Raw genomic sequence first — 16,209 nt, forward strand, 5'->3', positions numbered from 1 at the left:
AGACATCATGACACATAAACACATAATAATTACCCTAATTTTTTTGATGGGTTTGGTAGGATACACACAAGATTTAAATGAGAAATCTTATTCCTTAGACGATTGTATATCAATTGCGTTGGAGAACAATCTCGATTTAAAATCAACAGAATTGAGAGCTGGATCTGCCAAGGTTAATCACCAACAATCTAAAGCTAATTTACTGCCGAGCATTAATGGTAATTTTAATTTAGGTGTAAATGATGGTAGAAGTATCGATCCATTTACCAATGATTTTATCAATCAAGAATTAACATTTTCCAACATGGGCTTAAGCTTGGATATGACCGTTTTTAATGGCTTTAGATTGTTGAATGCCGAAAAGCAGAATCGTTTAAACAGAAAAGCTTCAGAATTAGAAAAAGAAGCTGCTCAGCAAGATTTAGTACTAAATGTCACTTTAGCCTATCTCCAGGTTTTAAATAGCAAAGCTGTTCTGGATCTGACCAAAGTGCGATATGAAACTACCAAACAACAATTAAAGATTCAGGAAGATTTTTATGAAAACGAGTCTGGGAATCCAGCAGATTATGCAGACATTTTAGGACAAATGGCCAATGACGAAACAAGTATTTTAGTTTCAGAATCCAACCTTAATAATGCAAGACTTAGTCTTTTAAGATTATTGAATTTACCTGAAAATATTCAAATCGATGCTGAATCAATCATGATAGACTTCGATAAGTATAATCTATCGGCAGATGAGGTCTATGCTGAAGCGTTACAAAACTTAGCAACGTTCAAAGCCAATGAAATGCGCATTGAAGCTGCTAAGAAAGGCGTAAGTGTCGCTAAATCGCAGTTTACTCCTGAGATTTCGGTATTTGGAGGTGTAAATACCAATTACTCTAGTGCAGCTGAACTTTTCTCAGAAACAGGTACGAGTATTGTAGAAACAGGAGACTTTGTCACGGTTGGAGGACAGGATTTACCTGTGCAAACTGAACAAACGTCATTTTCTTCTGATGGTATAAGCTATACGGATCAATTAGATAATAATTTAAATACAGTTGTTGGTGTCTCGGTCAGGGTTCCCTTATTTAATGGCTTTAGGGCCAAGAATAATGTGACCTTAGAAAAGATTAGAGTGGAGGAGTCCATTTTAGAATTGGAGCGTACCTATTTAGACATAAAAAACACCATTGCTCAAGTCCATTTTGATATGGAAGCCGTTTATAATCGCTACCAAAGTTTACAGAAACAAGTTAAGGCTTATGAAGAGTCCTATCGCATTAACGAAATTCGTTTTAATAATGGTGTTTCCAATTTCTTAAACTATGTGACAAGTAAAAATAATTTGGATAACGCTAAGGTGAATTTGGTAAATGCCAAATATGAGTATATTCTGCGTGTTAAGGTTTTAGATTACTACAGAGGGAATATATTTTAAGTATTGACTGAAACAATTGTAACCTATTTTGATTAATGATCGTCTCAATAAAAACATTAGTCAAAAAACATTACAATGAAATCAATCAAATTACTTTTAATTATTTTTGTGTGCTTATTTGGAATATACTCTCTCGAAGCACAGGATGACAAAAAACGTTACGACATTTCTTCTGAGCAAAAAATAATTACTTCTGAAGCAGGTGAAACAATTCAAGTTGAGTCAGGAATGTTTAATATTCCTGAAAGTAGAAAAAAAGACAAAGGGCGAACAATTTCAATTGCGTACTATCGAATCAAGTCTAAATCTAAAATACCTGCTACTCCAATTTTTATTCTTGCTGGTGGACCAGGAAGCTCTTATTTGAATCTTTTACATAAAGAAAAGTATTTTAATGAAGTAACATTTTTAAGTCAATTTTCTGATGTTGTAATATTCGATCAAAGAGGTGCAGGAAATTCAATTCCGAATTTGAAATGTGAAGGAAAAGCGTGGATACCTCTTGAGGACGAGATAAATGAAGCTAATTTAAAAGAAACTTTAGTAAATAGTTCAAATGACTGTATAAAATTTTGGGAAAGTGAGGGTGTAAATCTTTCGGCTTATAATACTGATGAGAATGCGTCAGATATAAACGACTTAAGGAAAGCCTTGGGTTATGATAAAATAATATTTTCTGGCGGTAGTTATGGATCTCATCTAGGGTTACATACCATCAGGAAGTATCCTCAAATAATTGAAAGGGCAATTTTTTTTGGGATTGAAGGTCCTAATCATACTTGGGATGTACCAAACTATTTATTAAACACTTTAAACCGAATAGCAACAGATATAGAAACCAATTCGTCGCTTCAAAATGATATTCCTAAAGGGGGACTTATTTTAGCATTAGAAGAGATTGTTTCTAGGTTTGAATCAAGTTCTGAAAAGGTTACTTTAACTAAAGGTGATCAAAATTTAGATGCGTTAGTAAATAAAATGATTATTCAAAAAGTAGCCAGTTATAAAGCTGGAAAACGCTCTGATCCTTTGGCATGGCCACATCTAATAATAGATATGTATAATGGCGACTATGATATTCCAGCAAAAGCCTCAGTTGGAATGCATAGAATTTCTGCTCCTAATGCTATGAAATATGCAATGGATTTTTCTTCTGGAATTAGTGAAGAAAGAAAGCTTCAAATAACTTCGGATAAAGCTAATATGATTTTAGGCGATCTAAATTTAGATTATAATATACTGGCAGAGGTTTGGAATGTTAATGACTTGGGTAATGCGTATAGAGAGAATATAACAACAGATGTTCCAATACTATTAGTACATGGAAATTGGGATACATCAACACCTATTGAAAATGCCTACAATATTTTGCCAACCTTAAAAAATGGACATCTCATTGAGGTTGAGAAAGGTACTCATAATGTGCTATACGAATGTTACAGGCTAATCGAAGAATTTCCGGATATGATTGCACAATTTATAAAAGGAGAACGGGTTAGTTTTCCAAAAAGATTAAAATTACCAGCGATTGAATATCCTGAACCAATTTCTGAGGTACAAGAACAATTATGGGATGCATGCAAAGTGGGAGATATAGAAGCGGTTATGATAGCCGTTAAAAATGGAGCAGATATCAACGCTTTGGACCAAAGGGGAAGCAAATCAGGACGACGACCACTTAACTGGGCAGCATATTATGGTCATTTGGACATCATTAATTGGTTAGTGCTTAATGAAGCTGATATTAATAATCAAAATAATACAGGATTTACTGCTTTACATCACGCGGTAGAAACGAATAATGAATCTGCTGTCAAGTTGCTTTTGGAATTAGGTGCAGATAGAAATTTGAAAAATAAAAGAAGCAAAACACCTTTAGATATTGCACAAGAGAATGATCAACAAAACATCATATCAATTTTAAAATAATTGTAACATAGAGGATTTAGCTTTTTTAGACTTGTAACTTCTAAATTGTTACGCTTAAAAGTTTTGGATTATTATAGAGGTACTGGCTTTAATGATTTATAGCGCTTATATTTTTATAGGATACTCTTTAGCGAATAGTATGAATCCTCTATCTAAAAGTATAGCCTGAATACGGCATTGGTGGTAAGACCCAAAGAAAATCTAGAAAATCTATCAACAGCGTTGTTCTCGTTAATTCTAAAGTAGTTATTTATGGTGTTTTCTCTATCCGATATATTCCAGATAGAAGCGCCAACTTCGGATCGTAACCCTTTGCTTATCTTAAATTTATAAATGGCAGATGCATCTATTCTTAGATAATCCCTCAGGCGCTCTTGGTTAGCAGCATCAAAATTTATGGCCTCATCTTCAATTTCGTCTCCAAATATTGGAACTGAGGTTGGTTTACCTATCCTGTAATTAATTCCTGCGGAAATATCCCAAGAGTCGTTACTATAGGTGCTTCCTAATGTAATGGCATGCGAGATGTCAAAATTACTTGGGAATTCGGTTTCTTCTAAGGCTTCAAACGTATAGGTGTTGTTGACATAAGAATAACTCAACCAACTACTAATATTATGAAATCTCTTTCTACACAAAAATTCAACACCCAGAACATCGTAACTGCCAGTTTCACGAGCAAATTCATATTTAGTTGTAAAACTTTGACTCTGTGTTGTAATACCATCTACATTTTTGTAATACGCTTTGGTATCTAAAAGCCATCCGTTTTTCGAAAAGGTGCCGCCAACAGAGACTTGTTTACTTTGTAAGATGGGAATTTCATTATCATCTGTAAGTTGCCAACGTCGCTTTTCTATACCTAGGAAGTCATTTTGAAAGTTAACAATCTGTGATGTGGTTTGGTGTTTAAACTCGCCCAACGCCTCTATTTCAAAATTATCATTTATGGCTTTCCTAACGCTTAACCGTGGTTCTATGATATATTTTTGAAACTTAGGTAGGTAATTAGCCCTTATACCTCCTCGAATAGAAAAATCGTTAGCCTCGTTGGTGTACCAAGCTTGGCCAAAAGCAGCATGAGTTCTTAAAACTTCTTCATCACGTCTCACAAACCTTGGTAAATCAATATCGTTTAGATTGATGATTTCTGTTTCTATGAAGTTATAACCCAAATTAAACTGCCATTGGTTTTTTTGGTACAGATTTTCCAGTCTCAGGTTAGTTTCAGAAACTACATTTTCTTGCAGAAAGAGCTGGTTTACTAAAACATCAGCGTTAAGCGCTTGTAATTCATAGTCTGTATTAAAGACATTGAATATGGTACTGAATTTTTCATTCCATTGCCTTTTGTAGTTTAATCCAAAAGCAATGCTGTTTTGTGTAACATTGCTTTGTCGCGTTCTCTCAATCTCTTCGACTACGGCTGTTTCGTTAAAGCTTAGGTCGTTATCTATAAGAATGAAATTTAATCGAATAAAATCTTTTTCCGTTGGCTTGTAGAGCCATCTTAAAGACACATCATTGAAGTCGAATTCTTGATCAGAGTTGGACACTTCCGCAATGTTGTCTTGAGCCTCTGTTTCCTGAGTAACTCTGTCGAAATAGACGTTATAGGTAGGTGTTCTTACCAAGTCGTCCAAGGATTTTCTAGCAGAAACTTGCAATGAAGATTTTTTACCTATTGGAATGTCCGTGAACAATTCGGCATTTAAAAAGTTAATTCCAAAAATACCTTCGAATTCAGAGTTGAGCTTTCTTTCTGTTTGCATATGAATCGTGCCCGAAACACCATCAGTATAAGTAACGTCTGTCCCGTTATTAATCACGCTAGCGGTTTGTGTCATATGCGGATTAAAACTCGATATAAGGCCAAAGAAATGACCGGTTTGATACATTTTTATATCATCCCAAAGAATAAGATTTTGGTCGTTAGAACCACCTCTAATATTGATATTTGAAACCGTTTCATCGGCACTCAAAACACTTGGCAAAGCCTGTACGGTTTGAAGTACATCCGATTCTATAAGTCCAGGCAGAAGACTAAACTCATCGTAATTTATGGATGTGGTCCAGTCTTGTTTTTTATTTATACCTTTTACCAGATACGTTTTTAGAAGAATAGTACTCATAAGCTCCTCCTGTTCTTCTAAGGTTAAGGTTTGGCATTGGCTAAGATTGAATGTATCTGCTGGGCGTTCTATAGTTTTAAAACCGATGAATCGTATAAACAATACTTCATCCGAAGATTTTAACTCTATTTCAAAATAGCCGTTTTCATCGGTAACGGCGTATCCAGAATCTCCGTTTACAGTTGCGTTTTCTAAAGGCTGTTTAGAGTAACCGTCTGTAATGTACCCACATATTTTAACGGGTTTGGATATGGTATAGATAAGGTCACTTACACGATTAAATACAAGTTTTGTTTGAGCTTCAAGATTTTCAATCTTTGCAGATAGGTCGAGATTGTTGGGAATAGGAAATACTGTAACGTCTATGAGTAGACCGCTTTTATAATTAAAAATAATGCCATCAGATTTTTTAATTTCTGACAGCACATCTTTAATTGGTATTTTTTGTTGTTGATTTTGTCCAGCAAGGGACAAAAACGTAAATAAGTATATGAAAAGTAAACAGTAATATTTAGTTTTCTGCATTCTTAATTTCGACTTCTTGGCTATTAATCGTATAAGTCAAATTTAAGGCTTGTGTAACTGATTTTAAAGCATTTTCAAGATTATTGTGCTCAAAAGCACCAGTAAAATTTATAATTGTATCATTATCAGATACATAATTTATATTGACATCATATTGCTTTTCCAATTCGGCAAGAACAGCATCAAGTGATGCATTATCAAAAACACTCATGTTTTTAAGCCAATTCGGTTCTGAAATACTAATATTTGTTTTTATACCATCTCCTGAAGTTAAGGTAAATTCAGTACCAGCTGGTAATTTTACTTCTTCCTGGCCATAGTTAACGCTTACTAAACCTTCATAACATGATACTTTAAATGTACCGTCTTTGGATATAACATTAAATTCAGTGCCTAAAACACTTACTGTTCCAAATTCTGTATGAACGTCGAAACGCTCGCCCTTTTCTACATCAAAAAAGGCCTCACCTTTAAGCTCTAAGGTTCTTTTTTCGTCCCATTTAGAGGCATTATATTCTAGATGAGATAACTCATTTAGACTTACAACAGAGTTATCTGGTAATATGATATTTTCGGTTTGGGCTAAATCCGTATCAAAAGATTGAATATTGTTTTGATTAAAAACAGTAAATAAAGCTAAACCTATAACGAATACAGCAGCAATTCTCATGGCAACTGTCCTCCAGTTGGTATCAGAATTACTTACTTCTGTCGTTAAGTGCTTATCTAATTCTTCAAAAGAAACAACTTTAGCATAATCTTCGCCTCTGTAGCGTTGTGCTTCTTGAAGAATGTCTTCATATAGTGAAGCATCATCCATAGCTTTAAAGGCTGTCTCCTCAGCTTGGGATAATTCATCACTTAACCACTTTTTTACTAAATATTCTTTATCCATAATTCTGGTCTTATATTCTTAAAACAACTCACTTTGAAAATGTCCCAAAGTTTTTTTGAATTATTTTAATTATTTTGCTGTTATAGTTAAAACAACTCATTTTATAAAAGTCCCAAACTATTTTTTATTAAGTTCTTCAAGATTATTTTTTAAGTACTTCATTGCCGCATATATTCTGTGCTCAGCTACTTTTTTAGTGATGCCTAAAGTTTCTGCAATTTCTTTATGGGTCTTGCCATCTACCTTACTCATAAGAAAAGCCACACGTTCTTCTTCCTTTAATTTAGATAATACCTGCTCGAAACGATTTGAGAATTCTTTTTTACGCATGACGAACTCTGGTGATTCGTTGGTATAGTCCTTTGGCTTTATCTGCTGGTATTTAAATTTTACATTTTGATGTTTCACTTCGTTTAACATCATATTATTTGCAGTGGTATATAGATAAGTCTTTACGGCCTCGGGTTTTACCTTGGTACAATTTTCCCAAAGCTTAATAAAGGCTTCCTGCACTTTATCGCTAGGATTTAGTATGTCTCCATACTTATATAAAAGAATATTGCTTAATGTTTGTGCGTACTTTTCATAAAGTTTTGAAAAGCGCAATTTATCGCATATGTCAGGATGTAGCGATTTAGGCAAGTGCTATTAATTTTGTTAAGGGTTAACGAAGTACAAGATAAAAAAATAAATTTTCTTGGGACATTTTATTTCTAAGTTGTTTTAAGAATAAATAAACCCCTAATCCCTAAACAAAACCCTTAACTATGTATACGCCACTAAACGAAGCACTAGTCCAATTAAAGTTAAACAACTCTAACTATCGTCCAAGTATTAATGACGTGTTAGTAGAATTACAAGCAAGAGGACTTAACTGCTAAAAAAATAAAATTTTCTTGGGACATTCAATTCCTGAGTTGTTTTAAGAATAAATAAACCCCTAATCCCTAAACAAAACCCTTAATTATGTATACGCCACTAAACGAAGCACTAGTCCAATTAAAGTTAAACAACTCTATCTATCGTCCAAGTATTACTGACGTGTTAGCAGAACTACAAACAAAAGGACTTAACTGCTAAAAAAATTAAAATTTTCTTGGGACATTCAATTCCTGAGTTGTTTTAAGAATAAATAAACCCTAAATCCCTAAACAAAACCCTTAATTATGAATTTTAATTTTAACCGCAACACGGATTCATTTAAAGCACAAGAAATAACTATGCAGCGCTCTAAAGTCGTATCACTTACAGAGGCTGTGCTAGAAGATCCTAGTAACATACTTTGTCAAGCATTGTTAAACCAGACCATGAAACGTTTGGAAATGTTACTTTCGGCATAATCTATATAGTCTTAGGATATGACGACTTCTAAAGAAATAAAAAAAGCTACTGATTTAATATATTTTTTGGCATCCACCAAAGACCGTGAAATCAATAGCTTTGTAGATAAATTATTAGATTTAAAAAGAGCTTGGATGCAAAACCCAAATTCCATAAACGAATTAAGGTATAATTTGGCTCTTGAGCGTTATGGTAGGTTACAAAAAGATACTGTAGACCTAACACGATTAGAACAAAAAATAGTACAGATAAATAACGATTTAGACCTCTTGAGAACAGAGTCTGCATAAAACATATTAACTAGTTTTTTGAAAACAAATATCATGAAAACCCAAATTAAAAGAAGCCTCTTTCTATTGAGTCTAGCGTTTACGATCATCCTCTCCTCTTGTAGGTCCGAGGACGATTTAAGTATAGACCCACCTCTTGATGCCAATATAGAAGCGAATTCTACGATTGCCTTGTTAATGAAAAGAGTAGCTGCGAATGATGGCTCTAGGGATAATGTCATAGATGGCGCAAGTAATTTGAGTGTGCAACTTCCTGTTACTGTAACAGTAAATGGCGTAGTCATAAATGTTACCAATAGTGATGATTATGAAGACATCTTGGATGCTTTTGATATTTCGGAGGACGACAGTGATGAGGTCATTATTTCTTACCCTATTACAGTTATATTTCCAGATTATTCAACTATAGAGGTTAATTCTGATTCAGAGTTATCTGCACTTACGGATAATGACAATGATAATGATATAGAATGTATCGATTTTGATTATCCTATTACGGCATCATTTTTTAATGAAACTAGTGATACCGTAAGTACTATAATTATAAATAACGATAACCAGATGTATGGCTTCATTGAGGATCTTGATGAGCTTGCTGCGGTAAGTATTAATTTTCCAATAACAGTGGCATTAGCAGATGGTTCTGTAGAAACCATTAATACTATTCAAGAATTAGAAGCTATTATTGAGGCAGTAGATGGTACTTGTGATGAGGATGATAACAATGACTTTAACGATTGTAATGCCAATACCTATACTACTACCTATTTTGAAGATAGTATGCTTGCTTGTGGAGACTGGACAATTGATAAACTTAAAAGAAATAATAACAATCTTGTGGATATATATGAAGCATATGTATTTACATTCAATGCTGATGGGACGCTTCTGGTGACTGAAAATGCAAATGAGTTTAATGGTACATGGGAAGCTACAGGAGCAGCAGGTGATGTTGATGTAACCATAAACGTTGTTGGTTTGCCAGACTTTAATGATACATGGAACTTATGTAAAATCAATTTACAGCCAGTTGAAAAACAGGTCGAACTAAAGATTGGGACCGATCGTTTACGCTTTGGAAGTTATTGCTCGGACAGTACCGATGCCGATCTAGAAGATATTTTAGAAGACGGTGCATGGATAGTAGCATCGTACAGCGATGATGGCATTGATGAAACTTCTGACTATGATGGTTATGAGATCAACTTCAGTGACGATGGCACTGTGTTTGCTACAAATGGGATTGACACCAATAATGGAACTTGGTCTGTATTTGCCAACGACGGTAAGATGAGGTTGGATTTTGGGACGGAAATGCCTTTCCAAGAGTTTAATGACAACGGTTGGGATGTTATCACTGTATCGAATACTGAAGTGACTATCCATAATGTAAGTGGTGGAAATAATTCTAATACGGATATACTGACCTTACAAAAGCTATAATTTACGACATTAATATTAAAATTTAAATAATAATTTAACCCCAATTATGATGAAAAATTTATTTAAAATTAGCCTGCTTATATTTTTATTTGCTTCGATTTTGGCCTGTAGTGATGACGATGGCCCTAATCTAAATGCCGAAGTAACCATAGGCAACGTTATATTTGATAATGGAGATGATTTTAATGGAGATGTTGATGGTGACTTCACGGGAGATGGAGGCAGTGTAACAAGAACTTTCAACTGGCAAAATTCTTTTAGTAGAGCAGATTACAACGCTGATATTACCGCAACTGCTGATGGTATATTTAATATGGTCGTTGAGGATGCAGATGGAACGATTGTTTTAGATAGATCCTTAAATGGTGCTGAAGAGCTCGACTCATTTTCTGGTGAGACTATCTCTGGTACTCCAGGAATTTGGTCCGTTATAATTACCTTAACAGATTTCAATGGCGATGGTAGTTTCTCTTTGAGTGAAGAGGACTAAATTAGGAATTTAATGTAATCAATTTTTTTGTGGTACCCATACTATAAGGATTGAATATAAAACTGTATCACATCTTAGTATATAAAAATTAAACTATTTAATGAGAGGTTAGAAAAATCATGATGTTTTGAAATGCTATTAACAACTCAATTTTCACGGGCTAAAAAGTATAATTAGGAAAGTTGAAGTTTAAACTGCCTCAGTAGATAGGGGTCTCTGAGGCAGTTAATTAACAAATTGATTGTAAAAAACATCTTTAAATATAAGATATTAATCTTTTTTAGCCCCAAATTTTAGGTTAGTGAAAGGCCAATTACGACATACTGTAATTGGCTTTAGTTTTTTACATATGGCTTAAAATTTATCGATGTGTCGTCCAGTTTTATTTTATCAGATATTTTAATTTTGTATTTGTATGAATGACAATTTTACAAATGAATTTTTTGGTATAGGTATCCAAAACGGAAAGACTCCCGAAAATCTTGGAGTATTGTGGCGTTCTGCACAAAACTTAGGAGCTAGTTTTATTTTTACCATTGGTAATCGCTATGCCAAACAGGCTTGCGATACGCATAATGCGGTAAAATCCATGCCTTATTTCCATTATAAAACATTTGAAGATTTCTTTAATAATCTACCTAAAGGTGCACGATTAGTTGGCGTAGAGTTAACAGATGAAGCTATTGATTTAGAAACGTTTCACCACCCTAGACGCTGTGTCTATTTATTAGGTGCAGAGGATCATGGCTTATCCAAACAAGCCATTGAAAAGAGTCATTTTTTGGTAAAGTTTAATTCGCAGTTAAGTCTTAATGTTTCCGTTGCCGGAAGTATTGTGATGTACGATAGAGGTATTGATAAACCGAGAACTTAAGAAACACATCTAAGTTAAAATCAAATTATCTTAAAAATTTACTAATAAATATAATTGGGTAACTATGTTAATTTTTTTTACTAAATTTAAAATTAATTTTAAATTAATAATCATGTTGGAAAAATTTGAAAAATTCAAAATTGAAAATCCAAAAGTAATATTTGGTGGTGATGATCCTAATGTTGCAGGACAGAGAAGAAGAATAATAGAAGGGTACTCAGAAGAAGATTAACATAAAAAGCGAACTTATATAAGTTCGCTTTTTATGTTTAATTCAATTTTTTACTATTTCTGATGAGAATCAAGAATAATAGCATAATAACTATTCCCATAATTAACCACCATACCCAACTTTTGGATGTATCCAAGTCTATTGGAGAAGTATCACCAATTAAAACTAGTCCTGCCCAATATTGAGGAGATAATGTTCTACCCTCGGCCGTAGATAGATAATCTAGTTTTGCTTTTTGTAAGGCTAGATCTTTTGGTAAGCCATTTTTTAAATGACCATAAAAATTATCAATGATTTTAGTGCTAGATTGTTCGTCAATCTTCCAAAGACTAGTTAAAATACTTTCGCTACCTGCATAGTTAAATGCGTGAGCTAATGATATCATACCTTCACCTGATTGAAATGTTGGCTTCCCAGTTTCACAGGCCGTTAAGATCGCCAAATTAGAAGATAAATTTTCATTATAGATTTCGAAAGTATAGAGAGAATTGTCTTCTTCATTTACAACATCTTTTGCAAAAATAAGCCTGGATAATTCTGGAGAGACATTATTTGATTCTGCATGAGTACCAATATGTATAATCTTATGTTCTCTTGCTTCGCTCTTGAATATCTGCTTAGAGGCTTTTTCATTTATAAAAGAGGTGCCATTGAATAGCTGCGAGTATTCCTCGGCTAAATCTGTAGTAAATGGTTGTGGTAATAGTTTTAAGTATGTTTTGTCGATATTTATGGAATCAGTTATAGCTACTTTATAATTCTCTTTCATTTTCCTATTAAATCCAGGGGCAAAAGCTATAAAATCTTTACTGTAAGTTTTAGTCTTTATATTTTTATCCAATAGATAGAGGCTATAGTTATAGGATATAACATATTTGGCTAATAAGCTAGATTCAGTTAATTCGTCAAGGTTATTAAGTTTTACGGATGTTAGACTTTCGAAACTGAGATTAAACAATTCTTGATCTGGTATTATAATTACCTTTTCATTCTTTACTCTATTTTCAAGTGGCTTCCATAATTGATTGTATAACCGAAACAATGTGGTCTTAATTTTTTCCGAATTTGAGAGTCCTTGTGAGAGTAAATTAATTTGATTCAATAAATTATCTGCATTTAATCTATGCAGAGAACTATTTTTAGGATCAAGTACAAAAGCATATAGTTCGCTATCTATAAAAAAGTATCTAACAACAGTGGTTCGGTCTATTATATTACTTTGTAATTTACCCAAGGATTGCTTTAAAATTTCATGACGTAATTTATAGTATTTAGGATAGTATAATTTTAAACTATCTAAAAAGGAATTCCATTCTTTATTTTTTAAGATAAAATTTTGTGCTGTCTCTTTGTCAAAATTGGTTTCCGATCGCATTTCAGACAGAGTTTTCTTCAACTGTTTTTCTCTTTCTAATACGGATTCCGGTATATTCTTAAATTGTATGTCGTCTCTAACTGCCAATTTTGATCGAATTTGATTATAAATTCTTGATTCATGCATGGAAATAAGTTGATCCAAATAAGTTTGATTATTGGTTAGTTTATATAGTTTAAGAGCTACTTGCATAACAAAATCTTGAAGACCATTAGCTTTGTGCAGATATTCATTTTTATCTAGATAAGAATCGTATTTTGAAGCATTGATATTAATTTCTTTAATGGCCTCTTGCAGAGTTTTGTATATACGACTTATATCTTCTGTGTTGGTAGTGTCTGTAAGATGATATTGTGCTTTACTTTTATAAAAAATGGGTTGTATTTTTAATTCGTGCCAAAAAATAGAGTCCATGTTTATTGAGGCTCTATTTTCTTTTATTATAGCTAGGCTTTTATTGGCCCAATCAATACTTTTGTCATATTCCTCTAAATTAAGTTTAATCTCTGCGAATAGATTATATGTCTTTATGATTTCTAAATTCCCAGTTGTTTCAGCTTCTTGAACTGCTTGCAATACCCTGTTTGCAGTAATATTAGCTTCTTTTACGAAGTTATTCCTAGAATAAAACGTAGCCGCCTCTCGTAGCTTTGTTAATCTATCAAAGCTATATGTATTTGGGCTAACTACTTCATATAAACTATCACTTTCATTATAAGCTTTATATGCTTCTTCAATTCTTCCGAAATTTTCTAAAATATTAGCTTTTGTACCTAAACTATAAGTCATATAACCAGCATAGCTTTCTGGTAACTTCTTGAGTTTTACATAGGATTCGTTAATAAGATCTAAGGCTTCTTCATTCTCTTGTGCTACCCATTTACTTTGTGCATATTGATTGGTAAATACAATTTGCTGAATACTGTTTTCAGGAAAATATTCTTTAGCTTTTATGTAATTGTGCTCGAATAGCTGGAGTGAACGTTCTATTTGGCCTATTTTAATATAATTACTGCCCATATCATTAATGGTAGCAAGATAATTATATCTAATATTGCTTAGTCGAGGATGATTAGAAGAAGAATCCATGAAAATTTTATAATTATGTATAGCTTCTTGTTGATTTTTTAATGACTTATTGAATTTACCTTGATTTAAATATATTACTGCAATATTACTAGAAAGTACGGCTGGATAATAATAGCGTTCGCTAAGATTGCCTTTTGTCTTTTTTAATGCTTTTACACCAATGTCATAATAATATAATGCGCTGTCTAATTTACTTTCATTTTGTAACATTACTCCTATGATATTGCATGCGTTATATACGTTAGTTGCAGAGGCCTTAGGGTTTTTTTGATTTATTTTAAAGGTTTCTAGACCATGTTTTTTCGCCAAATCAAGTTTTCTCATAAAATAGGATGTACTAGCTAAGCCATAACTTCTACTAGACATTTTGTTCAATCTATCTTCACTTGTTTTTTTGGCAGCTTCAAAAGCTAATTTATTGTAATCATAAGATGCTTTATTCATATCATTCTCTAAGGTAAGAGAAGCCATATCAGAATATGCATTATACAAGGCTTCTTTACTTTTAGTAAATGATTTTAATCTATCTAGCGCATTGTTGGCTTTGTCTAGAAAATTGTCGTCCCCTTTTAATTTTGCTATTCTTCCGAAATAATAAGTGAGTTTGGATAGTGAGTCGTACTGTTTTGTGTTGACATAATATTCTGCTTGAGTTTTTAGTTCTTTTTCTGCTTTATCCAAGGAGTCTACATCAATTAAATTCTGAATGATTTTAGTTGAATACGATATATTGTTTTGAGAATTAATCCCATAGTGAAAGTTGAAGAGGATAAAAAACATCATAGATAACCTACAACAATTGTAAAATTGTTTCATAATTAAATAGTTATAAAGTGGTTACTTTTCTAATTTAGATAAAAGGGACTTACTATTTTCTAAGGTAGATTTTTCTAAACTTTCTTTGGATTTTTCAACATTCCCATCCTTTAAATAAGCTAATCCTAAATAATAATACGTATCGTCAATTAAAGGAAACTCAAGATTTTTTGAAGCACTCTCCAAATAGGAAAGTGCAAGGTTTTCATTTTTGTTAGCTAAATGTGCTACACCAATGAAGTAATTAAGTGTGTCGTTATTTGGTTTAGCTTTTGACAAGCTTTCCCATTTAGAAATGGCAGTTTCATATTTTCCTCGTTTATAATCTACCATAGCTTCATAGAACTCGTAATTATCGGTACTACTCATTGTTGTTGGTAAACCTGGATCAGGTAAAAAATATTCTGAATATAACTTATCGTTACTACTTCCGTTAAAAAGCCAAAAGCTACCAAGACCAATAATTAATACTGCCGCAACAGCAATTTTTTTCCACTGAAGCGATCTAACTTTAGGTTCATTTACAATAAGTTCACTTTCTGAGCTCTGCACGTCATTATGGAAGTCATCTAACTGCTCTTTCATGGATTGTGTTTCAATGCCAGTAAGGACGGCTTTGATATCCTCGAATTTGGTTTTAAATTCAGGATTGGTTTTTAATAGGTCTTCAAAAGAAACGACTTCATCACCGGACAACTCTCCATGGAGATAGGCTTCAATCTTTTCAAATTCTTCTTGCGATATGTCATTTAGATCATTCACTGCTAATCAATTTTTCAGGACTATTTGTCTTAACTTTTGCATACAACGGTATTTTTTATTTCGAGTTGAAGCAGAATCTAAGGACAGTTCTTCTGCAATAAGATTCATGGATTTCTTTTCAAAATAAAACTTGCGCAGTAGGCTTTTGCATGCTTCACCTAGATTTTTAAAGGCTAGCATTACATCTTCTAATCGTTTATCTTTTAAAATGTCATCATCAATACCATTATTTTCTTCATCTTTTATTTCAAAATGCTGCAATTGCGAAGCTACAATCGTTTTTTTATAGCCTTGAGATCGCAATACATCCATCCATTTGTTTTTGGCAATGGTATAGAGGTAGCCATTTACTGACGATTCTGATACAGGTATGAATTTATCTTGTTTAACATTCTGCCAAACCGCTAAAAAAGCTTCTTGGTAAATATCTTTGGCATGGTCTTTAGTACCATTGTTTTTTAATACCAATGCTTCAATTTTAGGATAATTGTTAGCATATATAGTCCTTAAAATTTTAGAATCATTATCCTTAATGGCATTAACAACCTGCAGTTTATTGTTGGTTTCGTATGCTTCCCTCATGTTAA

Annotated in this window: 13 protein-coding genes; 7 read left to right on the forward strand and 6 right to left on the reverse strand. The window is 33.0% G+C overall.

The annotated features are described in order from the left end of the window. Positions 1-7 precede the first annotated feature (7 nt). Together H7F21_RS06485 and H7F21_RS06490 are read left to right on the forward strand one after the other, a co-directional pair. Complete coding sequence (locus H7F21_RS06485; protein WP_246431427.1) at positions 8-1,429, forward strand: TolC family protein; 1,422 nt, start codon at positions 8-10, stop codon at positions 1,427-1,429. Between the two features lie 75 nt (positions 1,430-1,504). Further along, positions 1,505-3,358, forward strand: a complete 1,854-nt coding sequence (locus H7F21_RS06490; protein WP_185788382.1) for an alpha/beta fold hydrolase — start codon at positions 1,505-1,507, stop codon at positions 3,356-3,358. Positions 3,359-3,510: 152 nt separating this feature from the next. On the opposite strand, the gene H7F21_RS06495 is transcribed toward H7F21_RS06490, so the two are convergent. The 3 genes from H7F21_RS06495 to H7F21_RS06505 all read right to left on the reverse strand — a co-directional run bounded on the left by H7F21_RS06495 (position 3,511) and on the right by H7F21_RS06505 (position 7,552). Beyond that, a complete protein-coding gene (locus tag H7F21_RS06495) occupies positions 3,511-6,015 on the reverse strand; it encodes a TonB-dependent receptor (protein WP_185788383.1) in 2,505 nt (834 codons plus the stop codon). Continuing rightward, positions 6,002-6,910: a FecR family protein gene (locus tag H7F21_RS06500; RefSeq protein WP_185788384.1), complete on the reverse strand. Its 909-nt coding sequence runs from the start codon at positions 6,908-6,910 to the stop codon at positions 6,002-6,004. The genes H7F21_RS06495 and H7F21_RS06500 overlap by 14 nt, the downstream gene beginning before the upstream one ends. 117 nt (positions 6,911-7,027) lie before the next feature. Then, entirely contained in the window at positions 7,028-7,552 is a 525-nt protein-coding gene (locus H7F21_RS06505) for an RNA polymerase sigma factor (protein WP_185788385.1), read from the reverse strand. A 524-nt stretch (positions 7,553-8,076) separates the two neighbouring features. Between H7F21_RS06505 and H7F21_RS06510 the strand changes: the two genes are divergently transcribed. The 5 genes from H7F21_RS06510 to H7F21_RS06530 all read left to right on the forward strand — a co-directional run bounded on the left by H7F21_RS06510 (position 8,077) and on the right by H7F21_RS06530 (position 11,348). After that, complete coding sequence (locus H7F21_RS06510; RefSeq protein WP_185788386.1) at positions 8,077-8,250, forward strand: hypothetical protein; 174 nt, start codon at positions 8,077-8,079, stop codon at positions 8,248-8,250. 18 nt (positions 8,251-8,268) lie between these two features. Beyond that, positions 8,269-8,541, forward strand: a complete 273-nt coding sequence (locus H7F21_RS06515) for a hypothetical protein (protein ID WP_185788387.1) — start codon at positions 8,269-8,271, stop codon at positions 8,539-8,541. A 33-nt stretch (positions 8,542-8,574) separates the two neighbouring features. Beyond that, the gene (locus H7F21_RS06520; RefSeq protein ID WP_185788388.1) at positions 8,575-9,984 is read left to right on the forward strand and encodes a hypothetical protein; all 1,410 of its coding nucleotides are present in this window, start codon (positions 8,575-8,577) and stop codon (positions 9,982-9,984) included. Positions 9,985-10,030: 46 nt separating this feature from the next. Beyond that, a complete protein-coding gene (locus H7F21_RS06525; RefSeq protein WP_343067517.1) occupies positions 10,031-10,474 on the forward strand; it encodes a hypothetical protein in 444 nt (147 codons plus the stop codon). A 415-nt stretch (positions 10,475-10,889) separates the two neighbouring features. After that, complete coding sequence (locus H7F21_RS06530) at positions 10,890-11,348, forward strand: RNA methyltransferase (protein ID WP_185788389.1); 459 nt, start codon at positions 10,890-10,892, stop codon at positions 11,346-11,348. A 269-nt stretch (positions 11,349-11,617) separates the two neighbouring features. On the opposite strand, the gene H7F21_RS06535 is transcribed toward H7F21_RS06530, so the two are convergent. Genes H7F21_RS06535 through H7F21_RS06545 form a run of 3 tightly spaced genes read right to left on the reverse strand, consistent with a single transcriptional unit; the run spans position 11,618 to position 16,204 of the window. Next, the gene (locus tag H7F21_RS06535) at positions 11,618-14,860 is read right to left on the reverse strand and encodes a CHAT domain-containing protein (RefSeq protein WP_185788390.1); all 3,243 of its coding nucleotides are present in this window, start codon (positions 14,858-14,860) and stop codon (positions 11,618-11,620) included. 21 nt (positions 14,861-14,881) lie between these two features. After that, complete coding sequence (locus tag H7F21_RS06540; protein ID WP_185788391.1) at positions 14,882-15,622, reverse strand: tetratricopeptide repeat protein; 741 nt, start codon at positions 15,620-15,622, stop codon at positions 14,882-14,884. Between the two features lie 6 nt (positions 15,623-15,628). After that, positions 15,629-16,204, reverse strand: a complete 576-nt coding sequence (locus tag H7F21_RS06545) for an RNA polymerase sigma factor (protein ID WP_185788392.1) — start codon at positions 16,202-16,204, stop codon at positions 15,629-15,631. Positions 16,205-16,209: the final 5 nt, after the last annotated feature.

This window comes from Winogradskyella flava (genome assembly GCF_014243395.1).
GTDB classification, from domain to species: Bacteria; Bacteroidota; Bacteroidia; order Flavobacteriales; family Flavobacteriaceae; genus Winogradskyella; species Winogradskyella flava.